Annotated in this window: 20 protein-coding genes and 1 pseudogene; 7 read left to right on the forward strand and 14 right to left on the reverse strand. The window is 74.5% G+C overall.

The features are described from left to right. Window positions 1-198: 198 nt before the first annotated feature. Entirely contained in the window at window positions 199-1,080 is an 882-nt protein-coding gene (locus tag AB0K65_RS14745; RefSeq protein WP_365716278.1) for a YegS/Rv2252/BmrU family lipid kinase, read from the reverse strand. 29 nt (window positions 1,081-1,109) lie between these two features. Continuing rightward, complete coding sequence (locus AB0K65_RS14750) at window positions 1,110-2,705, reverse strand: FAD-binding oxidoreductase (protein ID WP_365716280.1); 1,596 nt, start codon at window positions 2,703-2,705, stop codon at window positions 1,110-1,112. Window positions 2,706-2,778: 73 nt separating this feature from the next. Between AB0K65_RS14750 and AB0K65_RS14755 the strand changes: the two genes are divergently transcribed. After that, entirely contained in the window at window positions 2,779-3,378 is a 600-nt protein-coding gene (locus AB0K65_RS14755; RefSeq protein ID WP_365716282.1) for a TetR/AcrR family transcriptional regulator, read from the forward strand. Then, window positions 3,375-4,955 (forward strand): glycerol-3-phosphate dehydrogenase/oxidase, encoded by a 1,581-nt coding sequence (locus AB0K65_RS14760; protein WP_365716284.1) that lies wholly within the window; start codon window positions 3,375-3,377, stop codon window positions 4,953-4,955. The genes AB0K65_RS14755 and AB0K65_RS14760 overlap by 4 nt, the downstream gene beginning before the upstream one ends. Before the next feature lie 185 nt (window positions 4,956-5,140). Here AB0K65_RS14760 and AB0K65_RS14765 read toward each other — a convergent pair whose 3' ends face one another. Next, complete coding sequence (locus tag AB0K65_RS14765) at window positions 5,141-6,148, reverse strand: LacI family DNA-binding transcriptional regulator (protein WP_365716286.1); 1,008 nt, start codon at window positions 6,146-6,148, stop codon at window positions 5,141-5,143. A 470-nt stretch (window positions 6,149-6,618) separates the two neighbouring features. Between AB0K65_RS14765 and AB0K65_RS14770 the strand changes: the two genes are divergently transcribed. Together AB0K65_RS14770 and surE are read left to right on the forward strand one after the other, a co-directional pair. Next, a complete protein-coding gene (locus AB0K65_RS14770) occupies window positions 6,619-7,917 on the forward strand; it encodes an MFS transporter (protein ID WP_365716288.1) in 1,299 nt (432 codons plus the stop codon). A 264-nt stretch (window positions 7,918-8,181) separates the two neighbouring features. Next, window positions 8,182-9,099 (forward strand): 5'/3'-nucleotidase SurE, encoded by a 918-nt coding sequence (gene surE, locus AB0K65_RS14775; RefSeq protein WP_365716290.1) that lies wholly within the window; start codon window positions 8,182-8,184, stop codon window positions 9,097-9,099. 72 nt (window positions 9,100-9,171) lie between these two features. Here surE and AB0K65_RS14780 read toward each other — a convergent pair whose 3' ends face one another. Beyond that, window positions 9,172-9,834, reverse strand: a complete 663-nt coding sequence (locus AB0K65_RS14780; protein WP_365716292.1) for a TetR/AcrR family transcriptional regulator — start codon at window positions 9,832-9,834, stop codon at window positions 9,172-9,174. A gap of 75 nt (window positions 9,835-9,909) precedes the next feature. Between AB0K65_RS14780 and AB0K65_RS14785 the strand changes: the two genes are divergently transcribed. Next, window positions 9,910-11,514 (forward strand): FAD-binding oxidoreductase, encoded by a 1,605-nt coding sequence (locus tag AB0K65_RS14785; RefSeq protein WP_365716294.1) that lies wholly within the window; start codon window positions 9,910-9,912, stop codon window positions 11,512-11,514. Window positions 11,515-11,550: 36 nt separating this feature from the next. On the opposite strand, the gene AB0K65_RS14790 is transcribed toward AB0K65_RS14785, so the two are convergent. Both AB0K65_RS14790 and AB0K65_RS14795 read right to left on the reverse strand, forming a co-directional pair. Then, the gene (locus AB0K65_RS14790) at window positions 11,551-12,966 is read right to left on the reverse strand and encodes an amidase (protein WP_365716296.1); all 1,416 of its coding nucleotides are present in this window, start codon (window positions 12,964-12,966) and stop codon (window positions 11,551-11,553) included. A 132-nt stretch (window positions 12,967-13,098) separates the two neighbouring features. Continuing rightward, window positions 13,099-14,048, reverse strand: a pseudogene (locus AB0K65_RS14795) (alpha/beta hydrolase). Between the two features lie 68 nt (window positions 14,049-14,116). Here AB0K65_RS14795 and AB0K65_RS14800 point away from each other — a divergent pair. Beyond that, window positions 14,117-14,335 carry an ArsR family transcriptional regulator gene (locus AB0K65_RS14800; RefSeq protein ID WP_365716298.1) on the forward strand — a complete coding sequence of 73 codons (219 nt, stop codon included), beginning with the start codon at window positions 14,117-14,119 and terminating at the stop codon, window positions 14,333-14,335. 167 nt (window positions 14,336-14,502) lie between these two features. Here the strand turns inward: AB0K65_RS14800 and AB0K65_RS14805 are convergent, their stop codons facing one another. The 8 genes from AB0K65_RS14805 to AB0K65_RS14840 all read right to left on the reverse strand — a co-directional run bounded on the left by AB0K65_RS14805 (window position 14,503) and on the right by AB0K65_RS14840 (window position 23,227). Next, a complete protein-coding gene (locus AB0K65_RS14805; protein WP_365716300.1) occupies window positions 14,503-15,903 on the reverse strand; it encodes a carbohydrate-binding protein in 1,401 nt (466 codons plus the stop codon). Window positions 15,904-16,174: 271 nt separating this feature from the next. After that, entirely contained in the window at window positions 16,175-17,158 is a 984-nt protein-coding gene (locus AB0K65_RS14810; RefSeq protein WP_365716302.1) for a LysR family transcriptional regulator, read from the reverse strand. 108 nt (window positions 17,159-17,266) lie between these two features. After that, on the reverse strand, window positions 17,267-19,447 hold the full coding sequence (locus AB0K65_RS14815; RefSeq protein ID WP_365716304.1) for a protein kinase: 2,181 nt from the start codon (window positions 19,445-19,447) through the stop codon (window positions 17,267-17,269). 150 nt (window positions 19,448-19,597) lie between these two features. Then, window positions 19,598-20,401, reverse strand: coding sequence for an endonuclease (locus tag AB0K65_RS14820; protein WP_365716306.1), 804 nt, complete (start codon window positions 20,399-20,401; stop codon window positions 19,598-19,600). Between the two features lie 192 nt (window positions 20,402-20,593). Continuing rightward, window positions 20,594-21,442 (reverse strand): hypothetical protein, encoded by an 849-nt coding sequence (locus AB0K65_RS14825; RefSeq protein WP_365716308.1) that lies wholly within the window; start codon window positions 21,440-21,442, stop codon window positions 20,594-20,596. A 121-nt stretch (window positions 21,443-21,563) separates the two neighbouring features. Further along, complete coding sequence (locus AB0K65_RS14830) at window positions 21,564-21,713, reverse strand: hypothetical protein (RefSeq protein WP_365716310.1); 150 nt, start codon at window positions 21,711-21,713, stop codon at window positions 21,564-21,566. Between the two features lie 7 nt (window positions 21,714-21,720). Beyond that, entirely contained in the window at window positions 21,721-22,275 is a 555-nt protein-coding gene (locus tag AB0K65_RS14835; protein WP_365716390.1) for a YdeI/OmpD-associated family protein, read from the reverse strand. Further along, window positions 22,157-23,227, reverse strand: coding sequence for a DMT family transporter (locus tag AB0K65_RS14840; RefSeq protein ID WP_365716392.1), 1,071 nt, complete (start codon window positions 23,225-23,227; stop codon window positions 22,157-22,159). Before AB0K65_RS14840 ends, AB0K65_RS14835 begins: the two co-directional genes overlap by 119 nt. 135 nt (window positions 23,228-23,362) lie before the next feature. On the opposite strand from AB0K65_RS14840, the gene AB0K65_RS14845 reads away from it, so the two are divergent. Then, a complete protein-coding gene (locus AB0K65_RS14845) occupies window positions 23,363-24,274 on the forward strand; it encodes a LysR family transcriptional regulator (RefSeq protein WP_365716394.1) in 912 nt (303 codons plus the stop codon). The last annotated feature ends 249 nt before the right edge of the window (window positions 24,275-24,523 follow it).

The following is a 24,523-nucleotide window of genomic DNA, read 5'->3' on the forward strand; positions in this document are numbered from 1 at the left end:
GCCCGGCCGACAGCCCCCGACCGTGGATCGGGCCGGGGCGCGCGGAAGACGGCGGACAGGCGATAGACCGTCGGGCAGCCCGGCGGGGGCCCGCCCGTACCGGGCGGGACGGGCCTCCCGCCGCCTTCGCGGCGCGGGGGTGACGAGGACACCGGGGGCGGCAGTCGGCCATGGGGGATCCGGCTCCCGCCCCCGGAGTCAGGCCAGGACGTGCAAAGCGCCCGGGCAGACCCGGACCGTCACCGGCAGCGTGGCGTCCACCTCGCCGTCCGCGCCGTACGGCAGGGGGCGGTCCGCCTCGATGCGCACCTCGCGGCCGCGCAGGATCTCGACCTCGGGCCGGTGCACGTGCGCGCCGGTCTTCAGTTCGTTCATCGTGGCGAAGAAGTGCCGCTTCGGGGCGGTCTTGATCACCACGACGTCCAGCCGACCGTCGTCCACGCGCGCGCCGGGAGCGACCTGCCGGCCGAATCCGTAGTAGCCGGAGTTGGCGGCGACCACGGTGTAGCCGGAGCGCTCGTGCGGGACCCCGTCGACGGTGATGCGGTACGTGGCGGGTTTCCAGGCCGCGACCGCGCGCAGGCCGCCGACGTAGTAGGAGGCGGCGCCGCGCAGCAGACGCGAGGTGTTGGCGTACCGGTTGGCGACGGCGTCGACGCCCGCGTACACGCTGCCCAGGACGTGGGTGCCCGGGTGCACGGCGGACCGCACCTCGATGGTGTCGACGGCCCGCGGGGCGCCGTGGAGCAGGATCTCCGCCAGGTCGGCGGCCTCGGTGGGCAGGCCCAGGGCACGCGCGAAGTCGTTACCGCGGCCGGCGGGAACGAGCCCGAAGAGGGTGTCCGTCCCCGAGAGCGCGCCGCCCACGCGCCCGGCCATGCCGTCGCCGCCGACGGCGAGCACGACCCGCCCCTCCGCCCCGGCGGCCTGGGCGAGTTCCTGGGCGTGGGCGAGGCTGCGGCTGTAGACGGTGTCGAAGCGGGCACCCCGCTCCCGCAGCAGCCGGGCGAGCGGGAGCAGGCCCGCCGTCCCGCTGGAACCCCCAGCGGTGGGGTTGACGACGGCGGTGAAGTGGCGCATCGATCGGCCTCCGGGCGGCGGGACGGTGGTCAGCGGACGGGAACGAGGACGCCGGGGTTGAGAACGCCTGAGGGGTCGACCTCGGCCTTGACCGCCTGGAGCATACGGATGCCCAGGGGGCCGACCTCCCGGAGGTATCCGTCGCGGTGGTCGGTGCCGACGCCGTGGTGGTGGCTGATCGTGCCGCCCGCGGCCAGGATGGCGTCGTTGGCGGCCCGCTTGGCGGGCTCCCAGTGCGCGACCGGGTCGGCGCCCTGCGCGGAGACCACGGTGAAGTAGAGCGAGGCGCCGTTCTCGTACGTGTGGGAGATGTGGCACATCACCAGCGGCGGGGTGCCGGCATCGGTGAGCGTGGTGGTGAGCGCGTCGCGGACGGCGGTGTAGAGGCCGGGCAGCGCGGACCAGAACGCGGCGGTCTCCAGCGTCTCGGCGAACGCCCCGGCGTCCAGCAGCGCGTCGCGGAGGTAGGGGGCGTTGTAGCGGCCGTGCTCCCACCGGTCGCCCGGTTCCTCACCCGCGTACTCCCCGCCGCAGGCCAGCAGGACCTCGCGGGCCGCCGCACGCCGGGCCTCGGTGTCCTCGGCGGTGCCTTCGTAGCCCACGACGGCCATGCAGCCGGAGGCGGGCGGGGTGCCGGCGGAGCCGATGGCGTCCGGCTGGGCGAGCCCGATGAAGGTCTCCGTCTCGTCGGACAGCCGCAGGACCGTGGGGCGCGGGCCGTCCTGGGCGAGGCGGCGCAGGGCCGCGGTGCCTTCGGCGAAGGAGGGGAACCGCCAGCCCTCGTAGATCCGTTCCGCGGGCAGCGGCCGGATCCGGACGGTCACCGAGGTGATGACGCCCAGGGCGCCCTCGGAGCCCAGGACCAGCTGGCGCAGGTCGGGGCCGGCGGCCGAGCGGGGGGCGCGGCCGACCTGGAGGGTGCCTTCGGGCGTGGCGACGGTGAGGGCGAGGACCATCTCGTCGAACCGGCCGTACCCGGCCGAGGCCTGGCCGCTGGAGCGGGCCGCGGCGAAGCCGCCGACGGACGCCCACTCGAAGGACTGCGGGAAGTGGCCGAGCGTCCAGCCCTCGGCGTTGAGGAGCGCCTCGACCTGCGGGCCGCGCAGGCCCGGCTGGAGTGTGGCGGTGCGGGAGACCTCGTCGAGGTCGAGGAGCCTGTCGAGGAGCCGGAGGTCCAGGGCGACGAAGGGCCGCTCGGTGGTAGGCGCCAGGCCGCCGACGACGGACGTGCCCCCGCCGAACGGGACGGCGGCGAGGCCGTGTTCGGCGCAGGCGCGCAGGACGGCGAGCACCTGGTCGTGGTCGGCCGGCAGGGCGACGGCGGCCGGCAGGGCGTCGACCTCGCCGGAGCGGATGCGCAGGAGGTCGGGGGTCGACTTGCCTCGGGTGTGCCGGACGCGGCTCTCGGCGTCGTCGCGCAGGCGCTCCTCGCCGCCGAGTGCGGCCACCAGCGCCTTTCGCGCGCCGTCGGCCAGGTCCGGGGCGGGGACGTCGAGGTCGGCGAGGGTCGAGGGGCCGCTCGCACGGGGCGTCACGCCGAGCAGGTCCCGCAGGAGGCCGGTCACCGTGTCGGGCAGGGGTGCCGCCTTGGCCGGGTCGCCCCAGCCGCTCCACAACATATCCACGTCGAGTCGTTCCTCACGGTGTGTTTCGGGATGGCACTGACGCTGTCCCCGCTCTGGCATTACACTGTGACAGATGACGCCCATTCGTCACAACCACTCGGACACGGATTCCGTTCTCGACGCCGCACGCGACTGCGTCCTCGCCGTCGGTGTACGCCGCACGACCCTGACCGACGTCGCCCGCCGTGCGGGCGTGTCGCGCATGACGCTGTACCGGCGCTGGCCCGACGTCCGCACCCTGGTCGGCGACCTGATGACCCGTGAATGGATCGGCGTCGCCGCCGGGGCCATGCCGCCCGCGGACGACGGCCGCCCGGCACGCGCCCGCATCGTCGACGGGCTCACCGCGGGCGCCGCCGCCTTCCGCGCCCACCCGCTGTTCCACAAGATCCTCGACGTGGACCCCGAGCTGCTCCTGCCCTACATCCTCGACCGCAGGGGAGCCACCCAGGACGCCCTGCTCAACCTGCTGCGCACCGCGCTCGCCCAAGGACACGAGGACGGATCGGTACGCGCCGCCGGGCTCGACCTCCAGGCCCGCTCGCTCCTCCTCGTCGTCCAGTCCTTCACGCTGTCGCTGCGCACCATGGCCGACGAGGGCGACCCCGGGCTCGACGAGAGCGCCTTCCTCGGCGAACTGCGCATCCTTCTGGAGAGGACCCTCACCCCGTGAACGCCATCGCCCCCGCGGGCATCCCCGCCCTGCACGGATCCTCCCTCGACGCCCGCCGCCGCGGCCGCGAGCTGGCCGAACTCGCCGACGGCATCCGGGTCGACGTCCTGGTCGTCGGCCTGGGCGCCACCGGGGCCGGCGTCGCCCTGGACGCCGCCACCCGCGGCCTGACCGTCGCCGCCGTCGACGCCCACGACCTGGCCTTCGGCACCTCCCGCTGGAGTTCCAAGCTCATCCACGGCGGCCTGCGCTACCTCGCCACCGGTCAGCTCGACGTCGCCCACGAGAGCGCCGTCGAACGCGGCGTCCTCATGGAGCGCACGGCCCCCCACCTGGTCCACGCCCAGCCCTTCGTGCTGCCCCTGACCCCTCTGGTCAGCCGGCGCCAGGCCGCCCTCACCCGGGCCGGTCTCCTCGCCGGCGACCTGCTGCGCGCCTCCGCCCGCACCTCGCGCGGCACCCTGCCGGCCCCTCGCGCGCTGTCCGCCGTCGAGACCCGCCACCTCGCACCCACCCTGCGGGCCACCGGGCTGCGCGGCGGGCTGCTGTCCTGGGACGGGCAACTGTCCGACGACGCCCGCCTGGTCACGGCCATCGCCCGCACCGCCGCCGCGCACGGCGCCCGCGTCCTCACCCACACCCGTGCCCTGAGCCTCACCGGCGACGGGGCGCTCGTACGGGACGAGACGACCGGCGCCGAGCTGCGCATCCGGGCCCGCGCCGTCGTCAACGCCACCGGCGTATGGGCGGGGGGCCTGGTCGACGACATCCGCCTCCGGCCCTCCCGGGGCACCCATCTCGTGCTGCGCTCCGCGGACCTCGGCAACCTCACCGCCGGCCTGCACATCCCCATCCCCGGCGAGACCAACCGCTTCGCCCTCGTCCTTCCCCAGCACGACGGGCGCACCTACGTCGGCCTCACCGACGAACCCCTCGACGGCGAGGTTCCCGATGTGCCCGAGGCCCCCGAGACCGACATCGGCTTCCTCCTCGACGTCCTCGGCACGGCTCTCGACACCCCCATCGACCGCGGCCACGTCATCGGGGCCTTCGCCGGCCTGCGGCCCCTGCTCGACACCACGCGCGCCGACGGCCGGACCGCGGACATCTCCCGCAAGCACGCCGTGCTCACCTCGCCCGACGGCGTCACCACCATCGTCGGCGGCAAGCTCACCACGTACCGCCGCATGGCCCAGGACGCCCTCGACCGGGCCGTCGCCACGCACCGCCTCCCGGCCGCCGCATGCCGCACCGCTTCCGTCCCCCTCGTCGGCGCGTCGTCCCCCAGGCGACTCGCGCACCTGGACGCCCCGGCCCGCCTCGTCCAGCGTTACGGCACCGAGGCCCCCGCCCTGCACGCCCTGATGCGGCGCCACCCGCACCTGGCCCGGCCCGTCACGCCCGACCACCCCACGACCGTGGCCGAACTGCACTGGGCCGTCCACCACGAGGGCGCCCTCACCACCTCCGACCTCCTCGACCGCCGCACCCGGATCCATCTCGGCACCGAGCACCGCGACACCGCCGAACGGGCCGCCCAGGACGCCCTCTCCGCGAGCGTGGCCGAAACGGCGTAGGACCTCCCGGCCGGGCGCGGGGGCCGGGGGGCGGTGGGTGGCCGCGACCGCGCCGGCAGCCCCAGCCGGGCTTTGGGGCCCGGGCCGTTGGGTGGCCCCGCGAGGCCCCGGGGTGGCCGCTCTCCGTCCGGCGCTGGCGTGGCCGGCCTCCGCCCGGCCGTTCCGAACGGGCGGCACGGTGGCGGTCAGGAGGTACGGCGATGGACGAGCACGACCTCCGTCGGGGGAAGCCTCGGGGCCGAACCGGTCTCGATCAGTTCGTGCAGGGCGTCGGCGATCCGCGCGGGCGACGCCAGGTCCAGGCGGATCGTGCTGAGCGGAGGCTCCTGGTACGCCGAGAGGACCAGGTCGTCGGAGCCCACGATCGCGACCTCGTCCGGCACCGCGAGGCCCTCTGCCCGCAGCGCGTGCAGGAGCAGGGCGGCGTATTCGTCGTTGTAGGCGAAGACGGAGTCGAGGCCCAGGCTCGCCCAGCGCCGCGCGAGCGCGGTCGCCGACTCCCGGGTGTAGGCGAGCTCCAGCGGGGTCACGGTGGCCGTGTGACGGGCGGCGACCGTCTCGGCTCCCGCGAGACGCGGCCGGGCGAAGGCGTCGAGGCCCCGCTCCGGGGGCATCACGACGCCGATGCGCGTCCGGCCGCGGGCGATGAGGTGCTCGGCGGCCGTGGCGCCGATACGGGCGTGGTCGAAGGCGATGGTGTGAACGCCGGGCAGGGGGCGGGACGCGAAGGCGAGAAGACCGCGCACGCCCGCGCGCCGCAGTAGGTCGGCGGCCTGCGGGGAGAGGCGGTCTCCGTCGAGGGCGACGACCGCCGCCGGCCGGAGTTCCGCCCAGGCACGGGCGGCCTCCAGCGGGTCGGCGAAGCGGCCCGCGTGGAGGACGACCGTGTATCCGTGGCGGTCGAGTGCGCTGTGCAGGTCGTCGACCCAGTCACTGACCAGCCGGCCCATCGCGGAGACGGACGCGGGCATCAGCACGAGGTCGCTGCGGCCGGCGCGCAGGGACCGGGCCGCGGCGTGGGGGACGTACCCGAGCCGGTCGGCCGCCTCGAGTACGCGAGCGCGGGTGGTGTCACTCACCCGATGGCCCTGGGTGTCGTTGAGGACGAAGGAGACGGTGGCCCGCGACACCCCGGCGAGACGTGCCACGTCGGAGCTGGTGATCGAGGCGGGCCGGCCTTGGGCTTCTGCCATGACGTCTCCCGACGCTCCTCGCGATGCGTGCGGCGTGTGCGCGGTGCCTGCGCACCCGGTTCCTGTGTACGGGCCGAATCTGTACGCGCTTTCCCTTCCTCGCACGTTACACGAGCCACTCCGGGCGGGACCCGTTTGCGCCGGTCAGTCGGCTCGCAGGGTGGTTACACGTGCCCGCCTCGCAGTATTCCCCTCGGTCACGAGCTGCCCGCCGATCCTGCGCAGACTCTGGCCGAGGCCGGAAATGGGTGCTACACAGTGTCCCAGCGCCGTTGGTGACACGTGTAACAACATCGTGTCACCGGCAGCCGTCCGCAGGGGCGACCGGTGACACCACCGCCCCGGCGACCGCTCGTTCGGCGCCCCTCACCCGCGTACCGCCGCCCTGGATCCGGGGCGGCGCCCCACCGCTCGGCACCCGCCCGGCCCCGCGCCCCGCCATCTCCCCGCCCGTCCCCCGAGGAGCCGTCATGGCCACCAACGAACTCACCGATCCCGTCGACCCACCCGCCACGACCGCCACCGCCTCCGCTCCCCCGGAGCCGGATGCCCCGCGCCAGAGGGGGCTCATGCTCCTGCTGCTGGTCGCCAACTCCGCCATGATGGCCGTCTACATGGGCGTCGGCTCCGTCCTCCTGCCCACCCAGGTCGCCGCGATCGCCCCCGATGACAAGGTCGCCGTCCTGGGCCTGATCGGCGGTGTCAGCGCGATCTTCGCGACCGCCTTCAACCCGATCGCCGGCGCCCTCTCCGACCGCAGCGGCCGCCGCAATCCCTGGATCCTGGGCGGCGCCCTCGGTGCGCTGCTCGCCCTGGCCTTCCTCGGCAGCGTGTCCACCGCCCTGCTCGTCGGCATCGGCTGGTGCCTGGTCCAGGCCACGATGAACACCTACCAGGCGGCGGTCACGGCGATCGTGCCCGACCGCGTCCCGGCCGCCCGTCGCGGCACGGCGTCCGCCCTGGTGGGTCTGGGCATGCCGATCGGAGGGACCGTCGGCGTGCTCCTCGCCTCGCAGACCGCGACACACCTGCGCACCGGATACCTGCTCTTCGGCGCGATCGTGGCGGCCGCCGCCCTGCTGCTCTCGCTCCTCTGCCGCGACACGCCCCGCGCCGGAGAAGGCGCCGGCACCGGCACCGGCGCCGCCGCCAAGCCGCCCAAGGGATCCCCCCTCGCCGCGTTCCTGTCGGCGTTGGCGAACCACGACTTCCGCTGGGCCTTCATCGGCCGTGCCCTGATGGTGCTGGGGTACTTCTCCGTCGTCGGCTACCAGCTGTACATCCTGGGCGACCACATCGCACTGCCCGGCGGACTGACCCCGCCCGCGGCGATGGCCGTCCTGACACCGGTGTCGATGGTCGCCGTGGCGCTGTCCACCATCGTGGGCGGGCTGTTGTCCGACCGCTGGAACCGCCGGAAGGTGTTCGTCGGCGTATCGGCCGCGCTGGCCGGACTCGTCATGGTCATCCCCGTGGTCAGCCCGTCATGGACCGGCATGCTGGTGTTCAGCGCGCTCAACGGGCTCGCCTTCGGCTGCTTCATGGCGGTCGACACCGCCCTGGTCACCCTGGTCCTCCCCCGCGCGGAGGACGCGGCCCGCGACATGGGCGTTCTCAACATCGCCAACGCAGGCCCCCAGATCATCGCCCCGTTCGTCGCCTCCGCCATCGTCACGGCTCTGGGCGGGTACACCCCGCTGTTCCTGGCCGGCGGCGCGCTGTCCCTCATCGGCGCGCTCGCCATCCTGCCGATCCGAAGCGTGCGCTGACCCCCGACGGGCCGCCGCTCGTGGCCCGCGCCGAGGCGGCCGCCGACCGTACTCCGGCGGGTGCGCGTCGAGGGTCGCGCACCCGCCGGCCTCCCGGCGCCCCACCCTCCACCGCCCCACCGCACCCCCCGCGCCTCCCGCACGCGTGCGCGCACGGAGCCTCCGCGCCCCGAGGGCACCTCGCCCGCCACACCGTCGCCCCGGCCCCGTACGGACCGCATCACCGATTCCCTGTTCCCGCACCACTCCCCCAAGGAGATACCCGTGAGACGCAAGCTCGTTCTGCCCCCGGCCGTGCTGCTCCTGTGCGCCGCGGCCCTCGCGGGCACCGCGCCCGCCGTCGCCTCGCCGCAGGCGGCCCCGTCCCCCACCCCCGCGTCACCGCTGCGGATCCTGCTCACCAACGACGACGGCTACGACGCCCCCGGCATCCGCAAGGCGTTCGAGCGGCTCACCGCCGCCGGGCACGACGTCACCATCGTCGCCCCGCTCACCAACCAGAGCGGCACCGGTACGAAGACGTCGAGCGCTCCCACCCTCACGGTGAAGCACCCCGCGCCGAAGGTCTGGGCCGTCGACGGCACTCCCGGTGACTCCGTCGCCTTCGGCCTCTCCGAGGTGTTCGCGGACCGCGCCCCGGACCTGGTGGTGTCGGGCACCAACTTCGGGCCGAACGTCGCCGCCCTCGCCACCCATTCCGGCACCGTCGGCGGCGCCCTCACGGCCGTGGAGTCCTCGGTGCCCGCCATCGCCCTGAGCACCGGCGGGATCTCGGTGCCCGATCCCGTCACCACCGTCAACGCCATGGGCCCCACGCTCGACTTCGCCGTCAAGCTCATCGACCGGCTGCGCGTACGGGCGAAGTCCGGACCGCTGCTGCCGGAGGGCGTCGGCCTGAACGTGAACCACCCCGTCGTCGGCCCCGACGGCAAGGGCACCGCCGCCGGCGTGACCACCACCTTCCAGGATCCGCAGACGCTCCTGGACCTGGACTTCACCGACTCCGGCGACGGCACCTGGAAGGTCGGCGTGAAGGTGGACCTACGCCCGGCCGCGAAGGGCGGGGACGTCGAGGCCGTCGGCAAGGGCAGGATCGCCATCAGCCCGATGAACGCCGACTGGAACACCGGGCCCGCCGACCGCGCGGCGACCTCCGCCCTGCTCGTCGGCCTGCGTCCCTGAGCGCTCCCCCAGCGCCGAACGCCCGCCCTTCGGGGCGGGCGACCCCGGCCGGTGCCACCGGGGTTCACCGGCTCAGCACCCTCCCTCGCCGCCGGGGGCGCAGAGGGCGGCGAGGACGCGCTGGAAGCGCGCGTTCATCTCCTCGGCGGTCTGCTCGGGGTGGTGGCGCCACCAGCCGACCACAGAGCTCACGGTTCCGTACCAGAGGTGCGTGACGAGGTCGGCGTCGAGCGGTCGGGTCGCCCGGGAGGCACCGAGGACATCGGCCACGCCTGCCGCGCCCATGCGGTTGAGCTCCCGCCGGTAGGTGGCGGCGGCGGCGTGGAGGCCGCTCTCGTACGGCACGGTGGTGTCGTAGACCAACTCCCAGTCGTGCAGACGCGATTCGATGGCCCGGAAGATGGCCTCCATGGTGCGGGCCGCGCGGGTGAGGTCCGGTGGCCCCTCCTGCGCGGCGGCGACCGCCGCCACCAGGCGGGAACCCGCGCGGTCGAGGCAGGCGAGGTAGAGGCCGTCCTTGGACGCGAAGTACTCGTAGATCATCGGCTTGCTGATCCCGGCCCGCGCCGCCACGACCGCCGTCGACCCGCGTGCGTAGCCCTTGGTCCCGAACTCCTCCGCCGCCGCGTCCAGGATGAGCAGCTCACGCTCCTTGCGGGGCATGCCCTTCGTGCCCGCGGCGCGCGTCGCCCTCTCCCGCGCCCCCTGCCGCCCCTGCTTCTCGTGCTTGCTCACGGATCCCTCCTATGGAATCTTACCGAAAGGTAATTTACCCAGCGTTCAGATCGGTGGTGCCGGGCGATGCGAGGCATGACGCGCTCATGGTGGGGTTGGGGCAACACCGAGGACGCCGTGGTCGGCCGGGAACGGGAAGCGCTGTCCCGGAGAGTCGCGGAACTGCTGCCGGGCGCGGACCCGACCGTGCACGAGGCACCGCCCGTCGAGTCGTTCGGCACCGCCGCGAGCCGGATCAAGGCGCCGTCGGCCCTGGCGCCGATCGTCTCCGACGACGTCCGCGACCGGCTGGCTCACAGCCACGGGCAGGCGTTCCGGGACGTGGTGCGGGCGCTGCTGGGAACACTGCCGCACGTGCCCGACCTCGTCGTACGGCCCACCCGCGAGGCCGAGGTCGTCCAGGTGCTGGACTGGTGCGGCGACGCCGGCGTCGCGGTCGTGCCCTTCGGCGGCGGCACCTCGGTGGTGGGAGGCGTCGAACCGCGGGTGGGGGACGACTACGCGGGGACGGTCAGCCTGGACCTCACCTCGATGAACCGGGTCCTGGAGGTGGACCGCACCAGCCGGGCCGCGCTCGTCCAGGCCGGGGTGCTCGGGCCCGACCTGGAGGACCAGCTCAGACCGCAGGGGTTCACGCTCCGGTTCTTCCCCCAGTCCTTCGAGTTCTCCACGCTCGGCGGCTGGCTGGCCACCCGGGCCGGTGGACATTTCGCCACGGCGCTCACCCACATCGACGACCTCACCGAGTCGCTCCGGGTCGTCACCCCCGCCGGGGTCGTCGAGTCCCGCCGGCTTCCCGCGTCGGGGGCGGGCCCATCCCCGGACCGGATGTTCCTCGGCTCCGAGGGGTCGCTCGGTGTCATCACCCAGGCGTGGGTACGGCTCCAGGACCGTCCCCGGTGGCGAGCGGGTGCGTCGGTGGGCTTCGCGGACCACGCGCACGGTGTGGACGCCGTGCGGGCGCTGTCCCAGTCGGGGCTCCACCCCGCCAACTGCCGCCTCCTCGACCCCGTGGAGGCGTTTCTCAACGCCGGCTCCCCGACGGCGGTCCTGGTCCTCGGTTTCGAGTCCGCGGACCACCCCGTCACCGCCCGGATGGAACGCGCCCTCGAACTCTGCCGGGATCACGGGGGCACCCTGTCCGAGCCGCCGCGCCACACGGACACGGCCGACCGTTCCGCGCGCGGCGGGGCGGCGGACACCTGGCGCTCGTCCTTCCTGCGGATGCCGTACCAGCGCGACGCGCTGGCGGCCCAGGGCATGATCGTGGAGACCTTCGAGACCGCCTGCACCTGGGACCGGTACGACGGCCTCCGTGCGGCCGTCGAGGAAGCGGCCCGGGACGCCATGCGCCGGGTCGGCGCCACCGGCGTGGTGACCTGCCGGTTCACCCACGTCTATCCCGACGGTCCGGCGCCGTACTTCGGGATCTACGCCACGGGCTCGTGGGGCAGGACAGTGGAGCAGTGGGACGAGATCAAGGCGGCGGTCTCCGAGGCGCTGCTCGCCTCCGGCGCCACCATCACGCACCACCACGCGGTGGGCCGCGACCACCGGCCGTGGTACGACCGGCAGCGCCCCGACCTCTTCGCCGCCGCCCTCCGGGCCGGGAAGGCCGTGCTCGACCCGGCGCACGTCCTCAACCCCGGGGCCCTGCTCGACCCTCTGCGCGGCACATGACCCGGCCCGTCCCCGAGTTCGGGCTCCGGCCGGGGATCACACGTCCTGGATCCGCCGGAAGGGCCGGTCGGCCTCCAGCTCGAACGCGACCTCCAGCAGGTCCCGTTCCCTGCCGGGGCGGCCGGAGAACATCACGCCGACGGGCAGCCCGCCCTCCGTCGCGGTCGGGGCCGGCACCGAGATCGAGGGAGTGCCGACGACGTTGTTCACCGGTGTGAAGGCGACATAGGCGAGGATCCGCTCGATGAGCGTCGCGTAGGGCACGTCCGGGCCGAGGTGACCGATCGGCGGCGTCGTGTGGGCGAGCACCGGGCTGAGGACCAGGTCGAGCCCGCGGTACGCCGCCGCGTACGCCTCCCGCGTGCGCTTCAGTCTCCGCAGCACGCCGGGCGTGCGCCGCCACTCCTTCACGTACGCCTCGCGCAGGCCCCGGCTGAGGCCGTCCATACGGTGCCGGTCGAAGTCCGCGCCGAGGGTCCGGCCCGTGACGCCGAGAAGGAAGGACAGCATCCCCCAGTAGACGAGGAAGTCGCCGGTGAAGCGGGGGTCGAGGTCCAGGTCCACCGGTGTCACGGCGTGGCCGAGCCGTTCGAGGGTCGCGACGGTCCGCGTGACCGCCTCCCGGGTGGCGGCGTCGGTCGGGACTCCGTTCGGCGAGTCCACGAGGAAGCCGATGCGCAGCCTACGGTCCGAGGGGCCCTCCACCAGACCCACCGGCGGCAGCTTCGGGTTGCGCCAGTACGTCTCGGCGGCGGCGAGGAACGCGGCGGTGTCCCGCACGGAACGGCTCACGATGCCGTCGGAGACGATGTCGAGCGGTAGTCGCCGGCTCTGCGCGTTCGCCACGACCCGTCCCCGGGTCGGCTTGAGGCCCACCAGTCCGCAGCACGCGGCGGGAATCCGGATCGACCCGCCGCCGTCGTTGGCGTGCGCGATCGGCACCGCTCCCGCGGCGACGAGGGCCGCGCTGCCGCCCGACGAACCACCCGCCGAACAGCCGGTGTTCCACGGGTTGCGCACGGGCTCGGCGGTCTCGTACTCCGTCGTCGGGCTGAACCCGAACTCGGGGAGCCGGGTCTTGCCGAGCACGGTGACCCCGCTGCTCAGGAGCTGCCGGGCGAACGGGGCGTGCCGCCGCGCGGCCCGCGGGGTGAAGGCCGCGCTGCCGTGGCCGGTGGGCAGCCCCTGGAAGTCGGTGTTGTCCTTCACGAAGGTCGGCACGCCGCAGAAGGCGCCGCCCGCTTGCGCAGCGGGCACCGGAGCGTCGACGTGCGTCTGGACCGCGCGAAGGCGCGCCTCGACCAGCCGCACCCGCTCGGCCGCGTCCCGGGCCGCCTCGGCGGCGCCGACCTCGCCCCTGCGGATCGCCGCGGCGAGACCGACGGCGTCGTGCTCGCCCAGGGCGTCGTCCCGGAAGGCGTGCACCGTGGTCCGTTCGTCGAAAGTCGTCACCGCTACCCCAGTCCCAGCCGTGTTGATGGTCGCCCGCCATCATTCCCTACCCGTAGGTAACACGCACGGGCCGCGACGGCCTCGGTTGACGGACGAGTCGCGGGCCGTATCGGGCGGTTCGGCCGCGGGGCGTCAACGCGCCTGTTCCACGGGGCCGGTACCGGGCACGGGGATCCGGCGGCCGGCGGCGCGCGCCTCTGGGGTGCGCGCCCGGGAGCCGGATGGCCCGGCGGGCTCCGGAGTGTCCAGGAAGGCGCGGGTGGTCGCCACGAAGCGTTCCGGATCGTCGAGCCAGGGGAAGTGAGCGGCGCCGTGCTGGACCGCCACCGTGCCGTACGGAAAGAGTGCGGCGAGTTCGGCCATGGCGCGGGGAGGGGCCGCCGGATCGGCCTCACCCGCCAGGACCAGGACGGGCGACACGAGCCGTCCGAGTGCCGTGCGGGTGGTGGCCGGGTCGAAGGCTCCGGCCCCGGCGAAGATCTCCGCGGCCTGCGCGTTGCGCTGGGTGTCCTCGGCCGCCCGGTGGGCTCTCGCCGCGTCGTCCCAGCGGCCGTACGCGAACGGGGCGATGGCCCGCCACGCGTCGGCGGTCGCCCGGCCGGCGACGATCGTCTCCAGGGCGGCGAAGGCGCCCGCGGACCAGGGCTCGTGCGCCCGGAGTCGCGCGGCCCTCAGGCGGTCTTCCCCGCTGATCGTCACGCCCGCGGCCATGACGCTCGGCGTGATCAGGAGGAGCCGGTCGACGCGTTCCGGGTGGGGCGGCTCGCGTACAGCGTCGCCAGGTTCGCCCCGGCGGAGTGCCCGAGCAGGTCCGTCCGGTCGATGCCGAGGTGCTCGCGCGGGGCCTCCACGTCGGCGACGAGCCGGTCACAGCGGTACGACGCGGGGTCGGCAGGCCGTGCGGACCGGCCGGTCCCCCGCAGGTCCGGCATGATCAGCCGGTGGTGCGCGGAAAGCCCGCCGAGGTCGCCGAGGTAGGCGGAGCCCTGCATGGGCCCCCCGGGCAGGCAGATCACGGCGGGACCGTCCCCGCGCACGTGGTAGGCGAGTTCGGTTCCGTCGCGGGACGTGAAGAGGTTCATGCCGTTCAGCCTGCGGGTGGACCGACAGGACGGCCTATCGTTCGGCTACTGCTACATGATGGGGACGGATGGCGGTCGAGATCAGGTTCACCGCGGCGTCGGTCGCGCGGGTGCGGCTGACGACGCCGGCCCTGGCCGCCCGCCTCGGTGTCACCCCGAGCGCGGTCTCCCAGCATCTGGGAGCCCTGCGCGGCGCCGGCCTGGTGTCGACACAGCGCCAGGGCCGCAACGCGCTGCACCTGCTCACGGAGCGGGCGACCCGCCTGCTCGAAGGCCCCTCCCCCTGAGACGCTCGCGCCGACGGCCCGCCGACCGGGCGGGCCGGTGCGGGGCCCCGGCCGAGCGGGGCCGCACGCCGACAGGCCGGTGCGGGGCCGCGGATCCCCCGAGCGTGGCTCGGGAGCCGCGGCCCCGCCCGTCGTCGGCCGGTGGTCACCTCATCAGCGGCCAGGGGTCACAGACGCTGCCACAGGGCGGGGACGGCGGACGGCTCCCACCCGGTCTGGGCCTGGTGACCCTGCAGGCAGCGGTAGCTCGCCCCGCCGTACGTGACGACGTCACCCGCCGCGTAGACCTTGCCGGCCGCCCACGTGCCACCCGGCTCGGGCTCTCCGGGCCCCGGGCCGGGGTCGGTGCCGGTGGTCTTCAGGGTCAGGCCGTAGTTCTGCAGCAGCGGGTTCAGCGGCTGGAAGAAGGTCGTACCACCGCTGGAGCAGTTGCCGGAGCCGCCCGAGGTCACTCCCTGCGCCTGGCTGCCGGAGATGTACGCGCCACCGGAGTCGCCCGGTTCGGCGCAGACGGTCGTGCGGGTCACGCCCGAGATGGTGCCCTCGGGGTAGGTGACGCTGGTGTTGTGCTGCTGGATCGTCCCGCAGTGCCAGCCGGTGGTCGAGCCCGAACGGCACACGGACGAGCCGACCGGCTGCAGGACCGAGCCGGTGACCTGGATGTTGGCACCGCCGGCGCCCTTGACGTACGGAACGGCGGTCCAGTTGGTGTTGGTCGCCACCCAGGCCATGTCGTTGCCGGGGAAGACGGAGCCCTGGAAGCTGCCCTGGGCGACCTGGTTGTAGCCGCTGGTCGCCGTACCGGCGCGGCCGCAGTGCCCGGCGGTCGCGAAGCCCTGCGTGGTGCCCCGGGTGACGGCGAAGCCGACGGAGCAACGGCCCCCGCCGCCCATGTAGTAGGCGTCTCCGCCCCGGATGTCGTACAGCGGGCGGGGCGCCTGCGCGGTCCGGACGACCCGCACGAGGTCCCGGCGCACTCCGGTGTCGGCGAGGAGTCGCGCGGCCGCTCCGGGCGCGGCCTCCTCGACGACCAGGGCGTTGGCACGCACGTCGACGTAGCGGACCGGCGTTCCGGCGGTCGCCGCGCGGTCCAGGGTCGCCTTGGCCTGTTCCAGGGCGGTCAGGCTGTGCGGGACGAGTCGGACGTCGGCGCCGGCGGCCCGTATCGCGGCCGTGTCGGCGGCACGGGTGGTGGCCACGGTCAGCGTGCCGGCGTCGGCGCCGCCGACCCAGGCCCCGGCGTAGGCGGTGCCCAGGCCGTGGCGGAGCCGGGCGGCGGTGGCCCCGGCTTCGGCCTCGTTCGCGAGACGGGCCCGGGCCTGAGCGGGTGTCAGGCCCAGGTCGCGCTGGAGGGCGCGCAGCAGCTCCGGCTGGGCCGCGGCGGCGCCGAGCGCGTCGGCGGCGGAGCGGACGGGCGCTGCCGACGCCTGGCCGGCGGCGGCTGTGCGGACCTCGTTGTCGGTCGGTCTCGGCGGGGCCGCGGCGGCGGACCCGGCCTGGAGGCCGGCCAGCGCCAAACCGGCGGCGGCCAGGGCGGTACACGCCGCGCGAGCGTGTCGTCGGAGCATGGGGATGTCTCCTCGGTCTCGGTGGGGGTTCTGCCGGAACCGTAGGGAGTGCCGAGGGCGTACGGCAGATGCCGTTCCTCCCCTGGCATCGCGTTATGGCCCCCGCTCCGCGCGCGCCGGCCAGGGAGAGCCTCGGGCCCGGGCCCTCGCCGCCGTCCGCCGCTTTCTGCGCGCCGGTTGACGCGCGGGCGCTCGGCCGCGGCTCCGTGAGAGGACGAGCCGGCGCGGCCGCGGCCGCCGTCTGCCGGGGGCTCAGGGGTGCCCGGCTCCGTCAGAAGACGAGCCCCCGCGCGAGCGCCCTGTCGTGCCGGTCGTCCCGGGCGGCGACGGGCCCGTCGCCGGGGCTGTGCCAGGCGCTGCGCGCCAGGGCCTCGGTGTGGGCGTCCCGGGTGTGCCGGAGGACGGCGGGGGCCCGGCCGGCCGCGCGCCCGTCGGGGTGCCAGCCCAGCAGATGCCGCCAGACGAGCGGGGCTCCTGCCAGAGGGCGGGTCACCAGGCCCGGAGTCGCGGGGAAGGAGGCACGGCACAGGCCGACGGCACGCCCCACCTGGACGAGGTGGACGCAGGAGGCGGTGTCCGTCTCGTACACCCGGGCGGGGGTGAAGCCGGCTCGTACGCACGCGGCGGCGAAGCAGTCCCCGAAGCAGCCGTCACCCGGGACGTCGGTCCACGCCTCCCCCGCCAGTTCGGCCAGTTCGAGTTCGGCCCGGCAGGCCAGCGGGTGGCCGGTGCGGAGCATCACGTACACCGGGTCGCGCGCGACCTCCGTCCAGGTCAGCCGGTCGGCGTCGAAGGGGCTGCTCTCGCCGCAGACCCCGAGGAGGGCGAAGTCGAGCCGCCCCGCGCCGACCGCGCGGGCGATGTCGCGCTCCGACCACGAGGTGTACGTGGTGACGGCCGCCTCGGGTTCGGTCCGTGCCAGCCGGTCGACCAGCCCGCCGAGCAGCGGGCCGTGCGTACCGCCGAGGCGGTAGCCGTCCGCTCCGTCGCGGGCGAAGCGCACCGCCTCCTCCTGCAGCTCGCACACGGCGGGGAGGACCACGCGGGCGCGTTCGAGCACCAGGTCACCGAGCGCGGTGGCCCGCACACCGTCCCTTCCACGCTCGAACAGCATGCCGCCGAGGGCCCGCTCGATCCGCTTGAGCTGGGCGCTGAGCGCGGGCTGCGCGAGCCCGAGCGCGGTGGCGGCCCGCGTGAGACTGCCCGCGTCGGCGATGGCCCGGATCGTCTTGAGGTGCCGCAACTCCAAGTCCATACGCAGAGCTTGCCGCCCCTCCCCGGACAGGTCCAGACCAAAAGCGAGGATGGGGTCGACCGGGCCGAAGGCCGCCGAAGGCCGGCCGGTCGCCCCGCTGGTGGGACGTCAGCGCCAGTTGGGGTGCCCCTCGGCGGCGGTTCCCGCCGTCAGGGAGCGGGGCTCGGTGCCGTCCGCGCGGACGGCCCAGATCCAGGGCTTCGCGTAGGGGCCGCGGACGAAGGCCAGCCAGGCACCGTCCGGGGACCACGTGGGGTCCATCTCGTGGGCGCCCGTCGCGATCACGGCGCGGTCGCCCCGGCCGTCGACGCCGACCACGCGGATGTCGCCCTGGGAGCCCTTGCCGTAGGCCCCGGCCGTGTAGGCGAAGGAGCGCCCGTCGGGCGACCACACCGGGTCCAGCGCCTGGTGCGGGAGCCGGGTGACCTGCCGCGGGGCGGTTCCGGGAGCGCCCGGATCCGCGAGGTGGATCTGCCAGTTGCCCTTCCCGGCCTCCACGCAGACGGCGATCCGCTTGCCGTCCGGCGACCAGGCGGGGTCCTCCACCCGTGTCGAGCCGGTGGTCACCTGCTTCGCGGTCCCGTCGGCGGTTTCCACCGTGAACAGCTGCTGGACTCCGCTCACCTTGCGGAGCACCGCGAGTCGTGTCCCGTCGGGGGACCAGGACACCCGGCCGCCGGCGATCGAAGCGAGCCGCCGCGGGTTGGTGCCGTCGGCGTTGGCCGTCCAGACGGCAGCGCCGTCGGCGGTGACCCTCGTGAACGCGATGAAGCGCCGGTCCGGGGACCATTGGGGGAGGATCGAGCAGGTGTCGTCGGTGAACAGGCGTACGGCTTCGCCGGGACCCGCATCGCGGCGGGCGATGACGCCGTGGCACTTCCCCGGCCAGCCCGGGGCGGTGTCCTGCCGGATCAGCATGGGCTGGGACGGGAAGGGGGCCGGGGTGGCGGAGGGGGACGGGGAGGCCCCGCCGCCCTTGTCGTTCCCCTCGGACCGGCCGTACCACGGCTGCCACACCAGGACACCGGCCACGGCGAGTGCCGCCAGCACACCGATCGCGACCGGGACGGCGCGGCGCCGGCCCGGCCCTGGGACGGCGGGCTCGTCGGCGATCCGGACGGGTTCGGTGAGCAGGGAGGCGTTTCGTCGTGCTTCGGTGGGCTCGGGCCCGGTCCGTACGGGCTGGGGCGGCTCCGGCTCCCGTACCGGCTGCGGCAGCCCGGGCCCGGCCGCCGGCTCACGTGGCTCGGACGCGCGCTGTCCGGGCTCCGCCTTCTCCAGGCGCATCTGCGGCTGGGGCTGGGTCTGGGGACGCGTGGTGGGCGTACGGGGATCCTCCGCGACGGCAGGCGTGCGCGGGTCGGTGGCGGGCGCGGGCGAGCGCGGGTCGTCCGCGAGGACGGGCGTGCGCGGTGGTTCCGGCGCCGGGTCGCGGCGGGGCAGCAGGGCGGTCGCCGCGTCCGGGAGCCAGGCACCGCCGTCGCGGTGGCGGACCGTCAGGCGACGCAGGCACTCCGCCGGGGTGGGCCGGTCCGCCGGGTTCTTCGCGAGGCAGTCGGCGACCAGCGCGCGCAGCCCGTCGGGGACGGCCGTGAGGTCCGGGTCCTCGTGCACGACCTGGTACAGGCGGGCCGCGGACGGCCCGTCGCCGAACGGCGAGCCGCCCGCCGCCTGGGCCAGCACCACGCCCAGGGCGAAGACGTCCACCGCCGGCGTGACCGTGCCGCGCGTGAGCTGTTCGGGAGAGAGGAATCCGGGGGTGCCCACCTGGAATCCGGTCCGGGTCAGCGTCGTCCCGTCCAGGGCCCGGGCGATGCCGAAGTCGATGACCCGGGGCCCGTCCTCGGCGACGATGATGTTCGCCGGCTTGAGGTCGCGGTGGATCACACCGGCCCGGTGGATCGCCTCCAGCGCCTCGGCGAGCCCGGCGGCCAGCACCGTGAGGGTGTCCTCCGGCAGGGAGCGGACGCGCGCGAGGACGGCGGCCAGCGTCGGGCCCGGCACGAACGCCGTCACCAGCCAGGCGGGATCCCCCTCGGGGTCGGCGTCGACCACGGAGGCCGTGTGGAAGCCGCCCACCCGTCGGGCCGCGGCCACCTCGTCGGCGAAGCGGCGCCGGAACCCCGGTTCGGTGCTCAGCTCGGGCCGGACGACCTTCACGGCCACCGCCCGGCCGGACGGGGAACGGCCCAGGTAGACCACGCCCATCCCGCCCTGACCGAGCCGGTGCGTCAGCTGGTAGCGCCCGTCACCGACCGTCGCGGGATCCCCCGGTTCCAGTGGCTTCATCCCTATGTCCCCCGTTCCGCCCCTGAACAGGCGCAGGCCATTGACTACCCGCCGAGGCGTACGACAGTCAAGCCGGGCCCCTGCGGAACGACGGACGACGGCCGAGCCCCCGGGGGTGCGCCGGGAGCTCGGCGCGGGTTCCCGGCGGGTCTACCAGATCGCCTCGACCCACTCCGGGTGGTCGATGAAGGGATTGCGGTTGCCCTGGTAGGTGGCGTACACGATGTTGTTGCGGCGCTCCTCGAAGGCGCTCGGCGGGTCCTGCTCGTTCCACTGCTTCAGGACGGAGAGGCGGCCGTGGTAGGGCACGCTGCCGTTGGTGGTCGAGTCGTTGGGCTCCAGGTCGGCCCAGGCGTCGTCGCCCTCGTAGCGGACGGCCATGTAGAGGATCATGCGGGCCACGTCGCCCTTGTCGGCGTCGCGCGGCTCGAAGGAGTTGCTGTCCGTGTAGCTGCCGGAGGCGCCGCTGACCGGGCTGCCGCCGTTGTCGAAGTCCTTGTTGCCCCGGATGCTGTTGACCTGGACGTCCGCCGCCCGGAGGTGGTGCAGGTCGGTGCCGGGGCCCGCGGAGGTGCCGAAGCCGCCGTGGGACTGGGCCCACACGTGCTCCCGGTTCCAGTCGCCCACGTCACCGCCGTTGAGGGTCTTGCTGCGCGAGGTGCCGCTGTACAGGAGCAGGACGTTGGCGCTGTTGCCGGGGTCCTGATCGGTCGCCTTCAGCGCGTTCCACACGGCGTCGTACGAGATCTTGGTCTGGCTGCTGACGATGGTGTGCAGCGAGCTTTTCAGGCTGGTGCCGGTCTTGCCGATCGCGTTCTTGTAGTACGTGCTGTCGTACGCGGTGGTCGTGGCGCTCGCGGGAGACGCGGTGACCGAAGGAAGGGTGAGGCCGACGAGGGTGGCGGCTATGCCGGCCGTCCACACCTTCCATCTGCCTGTCTGCGCAACGGACATGGGGGGCCCTTTCCCGGGGACGGCACGCGCCGGAGCGCCGCCCCCGTGGGGACGGGGCGGCGCTCTACGCGTGTTGACTTCGTGTCATCGGGAGAGTGGCACGGGAGCGCGGACGTGGACGTAACGGGGAGAAGGCTTTTCCGTGACGTTCTCGCATAGAGCGCGCCGGCCCGCGCGACCGGCGCGCTCGGGTCAACGGGCGCGCACCGCCGTGACGGTGAAGCGTTCGACCTCGGCGACGTGACCGCCCGTGGACGCGACGACGGTGAGGATGGGGTCGCGGGCACCGGAGAAGGTGACCCGGGCGTTCCAGGGCTGGTCGGTGCCGCCCGCGGCGGTGCAGCAGGGCGACGTGCCCAACGGCGCCTCGGACGAGGGCTGTCGCACCTCGACACGGATGCTCTCGTCCACCCCGGTGATCCTTCCGCCGACGTGCAGCGGAGACCCGGTGGGCGAGCCGTACGCGGGAGTGGTGAGGGAGAACGTCGTGTCGTCGGTGCCGACGACCTCCCAGGGGGCGTCCGCGCCGGTGCCGAACCGTACGAGGTGGATCACGGCCGCGGTGCCGCCCTCCGGGCCGCCGGGTGCGACACCGATCCGCGCGTGCCGTCCGCTGACCGCGCGTGAGGTCACCTTGTCGACGTCCGTGAAGCCGAGGTAGTCACGGGTGAAGGCCAGGGCGGTCTGCTCCGGGTCGCGGTGCCAGGGCTGGTGGCCGCCGGAGCGGTACGCCCGTTCCCACGCCTGCGCCTGGGCCCGCGTGGTGAACGGCCACAGCGGCTGGAGGCCCTGGACGTCCGGCGGCGGTGTGCTCCGCGGGGTCTTCGGTGCCGGCGCGGCCGGGCTCGCGGTCGCCGACGGCTCGGAGGCCGAGGGGGCCGGGGACACGGTCGTCGGTCGCGCGGTCCCGGACGTCGCGGATGCCGCGGTCGCCGGTCTCGAGGCGTTCGGGGAGGAGCCGCCGGAACCACCGCACGCGGTGAGCGACAGGCCCAGCACGGTCGCCGAGGCGAGGAGTCGGAGGGGGAGCGAGAGGTTCATGAGTGCCCCAGAAGGTGGTGGTACCAGCCGTCGACCGGCCTGTCCGGCCATCGTGCCACCAGTCCCGGGCCCGCCACAGGGGTATGCCCGGATTGTCACTCCTGATCGTGATCGGCCCGGCTCAGGGCGCCGACGGCGTCAGGATGTGCTGCAACAGGGCGCCATAGCGCGAGATGAGGGCCTTGCGGTCGGCGCGCAGCAGGGTCTCGTCGCGGGCGATCCACAGCGAGTACAGCAGGCCGGAGCACAGGGAGGCCGCCATGCGGGCCATTGGAGGGCTACGTCGGTGAGGCGCCGGCCGTCCGCAGGGATCGCACGGCCTTGGCCAGCCGGGCCCGCCGGCTCTCCGGGGTGACGGCCTGGAGCAGGGGGAGGATCACCTGGTAGCGGCCGGTCCGGTCGAGGGACTCGAAGGAGCGCCGGGCCTCCGGGTCCGCGTCGAGCGCCGCCGCCAGGTCGGGCGGGACGGTGGCCGTACGCTGCGACTCGTACGCGGCCGCCCACCGGCCGTCCGCCTGGGCCCTGCGCACCTCGGCCAGGCCGGGCTCGCGCATCCGGCCGGCGGCGGTCAGCGCGTCGACCTTCTCGACGTTCACGCGCGACCAGAGGCTACGGGGCCGCCGGGGTACGTACTTCTGGAGGTAGTGCCGTCCGTCGAGAGACCGGCGCTGGCCGGAGATCCAGCCGTAGCACAGGCCGATGTCGACCAGTTGGTCAGCGGTGACCGAGGGGATCCCCGACCCCTTCTTGGCCACCTTGATCCACACTCCCTCGTGGCGGCCGTGGTGCTCGGCGAGCCAGCTCTCGAAGGCCTCGCCGTCCGCGCAGGCGATGATCTCCACCCCGTCGATGTGGTCCATCGCCCCAGGCTATCGCCGCGAGGTGCCCGCACCCGCGCGTGGTCGGTCCGGTCGCCGTCGGAGCCGGCTTCCCGCGGCGGCTCATGCCGACGCCGACGAGCACCACGGTCATACCCACGGCGATCCGGAGGCCGAAGGGTTCGCCGAGGACGACGGCGCCCAGGCCGATCGAGACCACGGGGAGCAGATAGCCGACGGTCGCCGCGTCGGTCGCGCCTTCGTCGGCGATGATCCGGTAGGTGAGGTGGAAGGTGATCCCGGTGGCGAAGACGCCCAGGATCGCCACCGCGACCAGGAGCGTCCGGTCGAGGTGCACCGGCGACAGGCCGCCGGCCGGCAGGCTCAGGGCGGTGAGACCGGACGCGGCGAGGAGCTGCGCCGCGGAGAGGGAGAGGGTCGCGTGTCCCTTCCCGACGAGGTGGCGCCCCATGAAGGCGAAGCCGATCGCGTAACTCACCGCGGCGGAGAGGATGGCGAGGGCGCCCCAGCCGACGGTCCCCGTCCCCTGCCACGGAGCGAAGATCAGCACCACACCGGCGAACCCCAGCAGGAGACCGCCGAAGCGCACCGGTCGGACACCGCGCTCCGTACCGTTGGCGATGCCGACCAGCAGGGACCACAGCGGGGTGGTCGCGTTCAGGACCCCCGCGACACCGGAGTCGACGGTCTGCTGACCGACGCTGAACAGCGCGAAGGGCAGGGCGTTGCACCAGAAGGCGGCCACGAGGACCCGGCCCCAGACGGCTCGTTCACGGGGCAGGCGGTCCCCGGTCCTCAGGCACAGCGCCAGTAGGGTGCCCGTGCCCAGCACGCAGCGGGCCAGGGTCACCTGCACCGGGGAGAGCGCGTCCAGGGCCAGCTCGATCCAGAGGAAGGTGGAGCCCCACAGCAGGGCGAGCACCACGACTCGGGCCGAAGCCCTCAATCTGACAGCACCGTTCACGCTCGCTTCTCCTCCCGGTTCGTGCCTCGGTCGGAACGATGCCCGGGGCCGGACCTCAGCACAATCGAACCTTTCCGCATGACCGTTAAGCTGCGCTACATGCTCGATCTGAGGCGGATGCAGGTGCTGAGGGCGGTCGTGACCAGCGGCTCGGTGACCGCGGCGGCGGCGCACCTGGGCTACACGCCCTCGGCGGTGAGTCAGCAGGTGGCGGTGCTGGAGCGGGAGACCGGGATCGCGCTGCTCGAACGGGTGGGTCGCGGCGTGCGGCCGACGGCCGCCGGCCGGCTGCTCGCCGAGCGCACCGCACTCATCAGCGAGAGCCTCGCCGAGGCGGAGACGGCACTGGCCGACCTGCGAGCCGGGCGCACCGGCAGGCTGTCCGTGCGCTACTTCTCCTCGATCGGGCCCACGCTCGTCGCGCCCGCCCTGGCCCGGCTCCGCCGCGACCATCAGGACGTGCGGGTCGACCTCCGGCTCATCGACCCCGCAGACCCGTTGGCGGAGGTCGAGCGGGGCGAAGCGGACCTGGCGATCGTGGTACGCCCCCAGCGCGGCGGCCGGGAGGGGATCCATCCGGTCCACCTGCTCGACGACCCCTACCTCGCCGCGCTGCCCGCGGACCACCCGCTCGCGTCGCGGCGCGTCCTCGACCTCGCCGATCTCGCCGGGGAGCCCTGGATCGGCAGCGAACCGCCCGGGCCCTGCCTCGACATCATGCTGGACGCGTGTGCAGCCGCGGGCTTCACTCCCGCCTTCGTCGCGAGCAGCGAGGACTACGCCACCGCCCTGGGCTTCGTCGCCGCCGGCCTCGGCGTCGGGCTGGTCCCCCGCCTGGGAGCGGCGGGCCGCCGCAACGGCGTCGCCCTCCGCAGGGTCCGGCGCCCGGAGCCGGTCAGGACCGTCCACGCGGCGGTCCGGGAGGGCACCACGGCCCAACCGGCGCTCCGTACCCTGCTCGACGCGCTGAAGGAGGCCGCCGGGCGTTCCGCGACCGGGTCATCGGCCCGCCGGCCCGGGAGTCTCTGAACGCCGGACGTCGCCGCGGTGCGGAGGCGGCCGCGAAGGTCGAGCAGCCCTTCGCCCGACTCCGGCATCGAGGGGGCGACTCGATTCCGGCCGCCCCTGTCCGCACCCCCTTCAGCGAGGACGAGGGCGACCGGCTGCCGGCGGTGGCCTGGTGGGCACGGCCCGGGGAGCTCGTCACCGAGCACGTACGGTCGCTCAGTCGGGCCGCATCACCGCCCCGGAAGCCCCAACCCCGAACACCCCGCGGGT

It is taken from the genome of Streptomyces sp. NPDC053755, assembly GCF_040677675.1.
GTDB lineage: Bacteria > Actinomycetota > Actinomycetes > Streptomycetales > Streptomycetaceae > Streptomyces.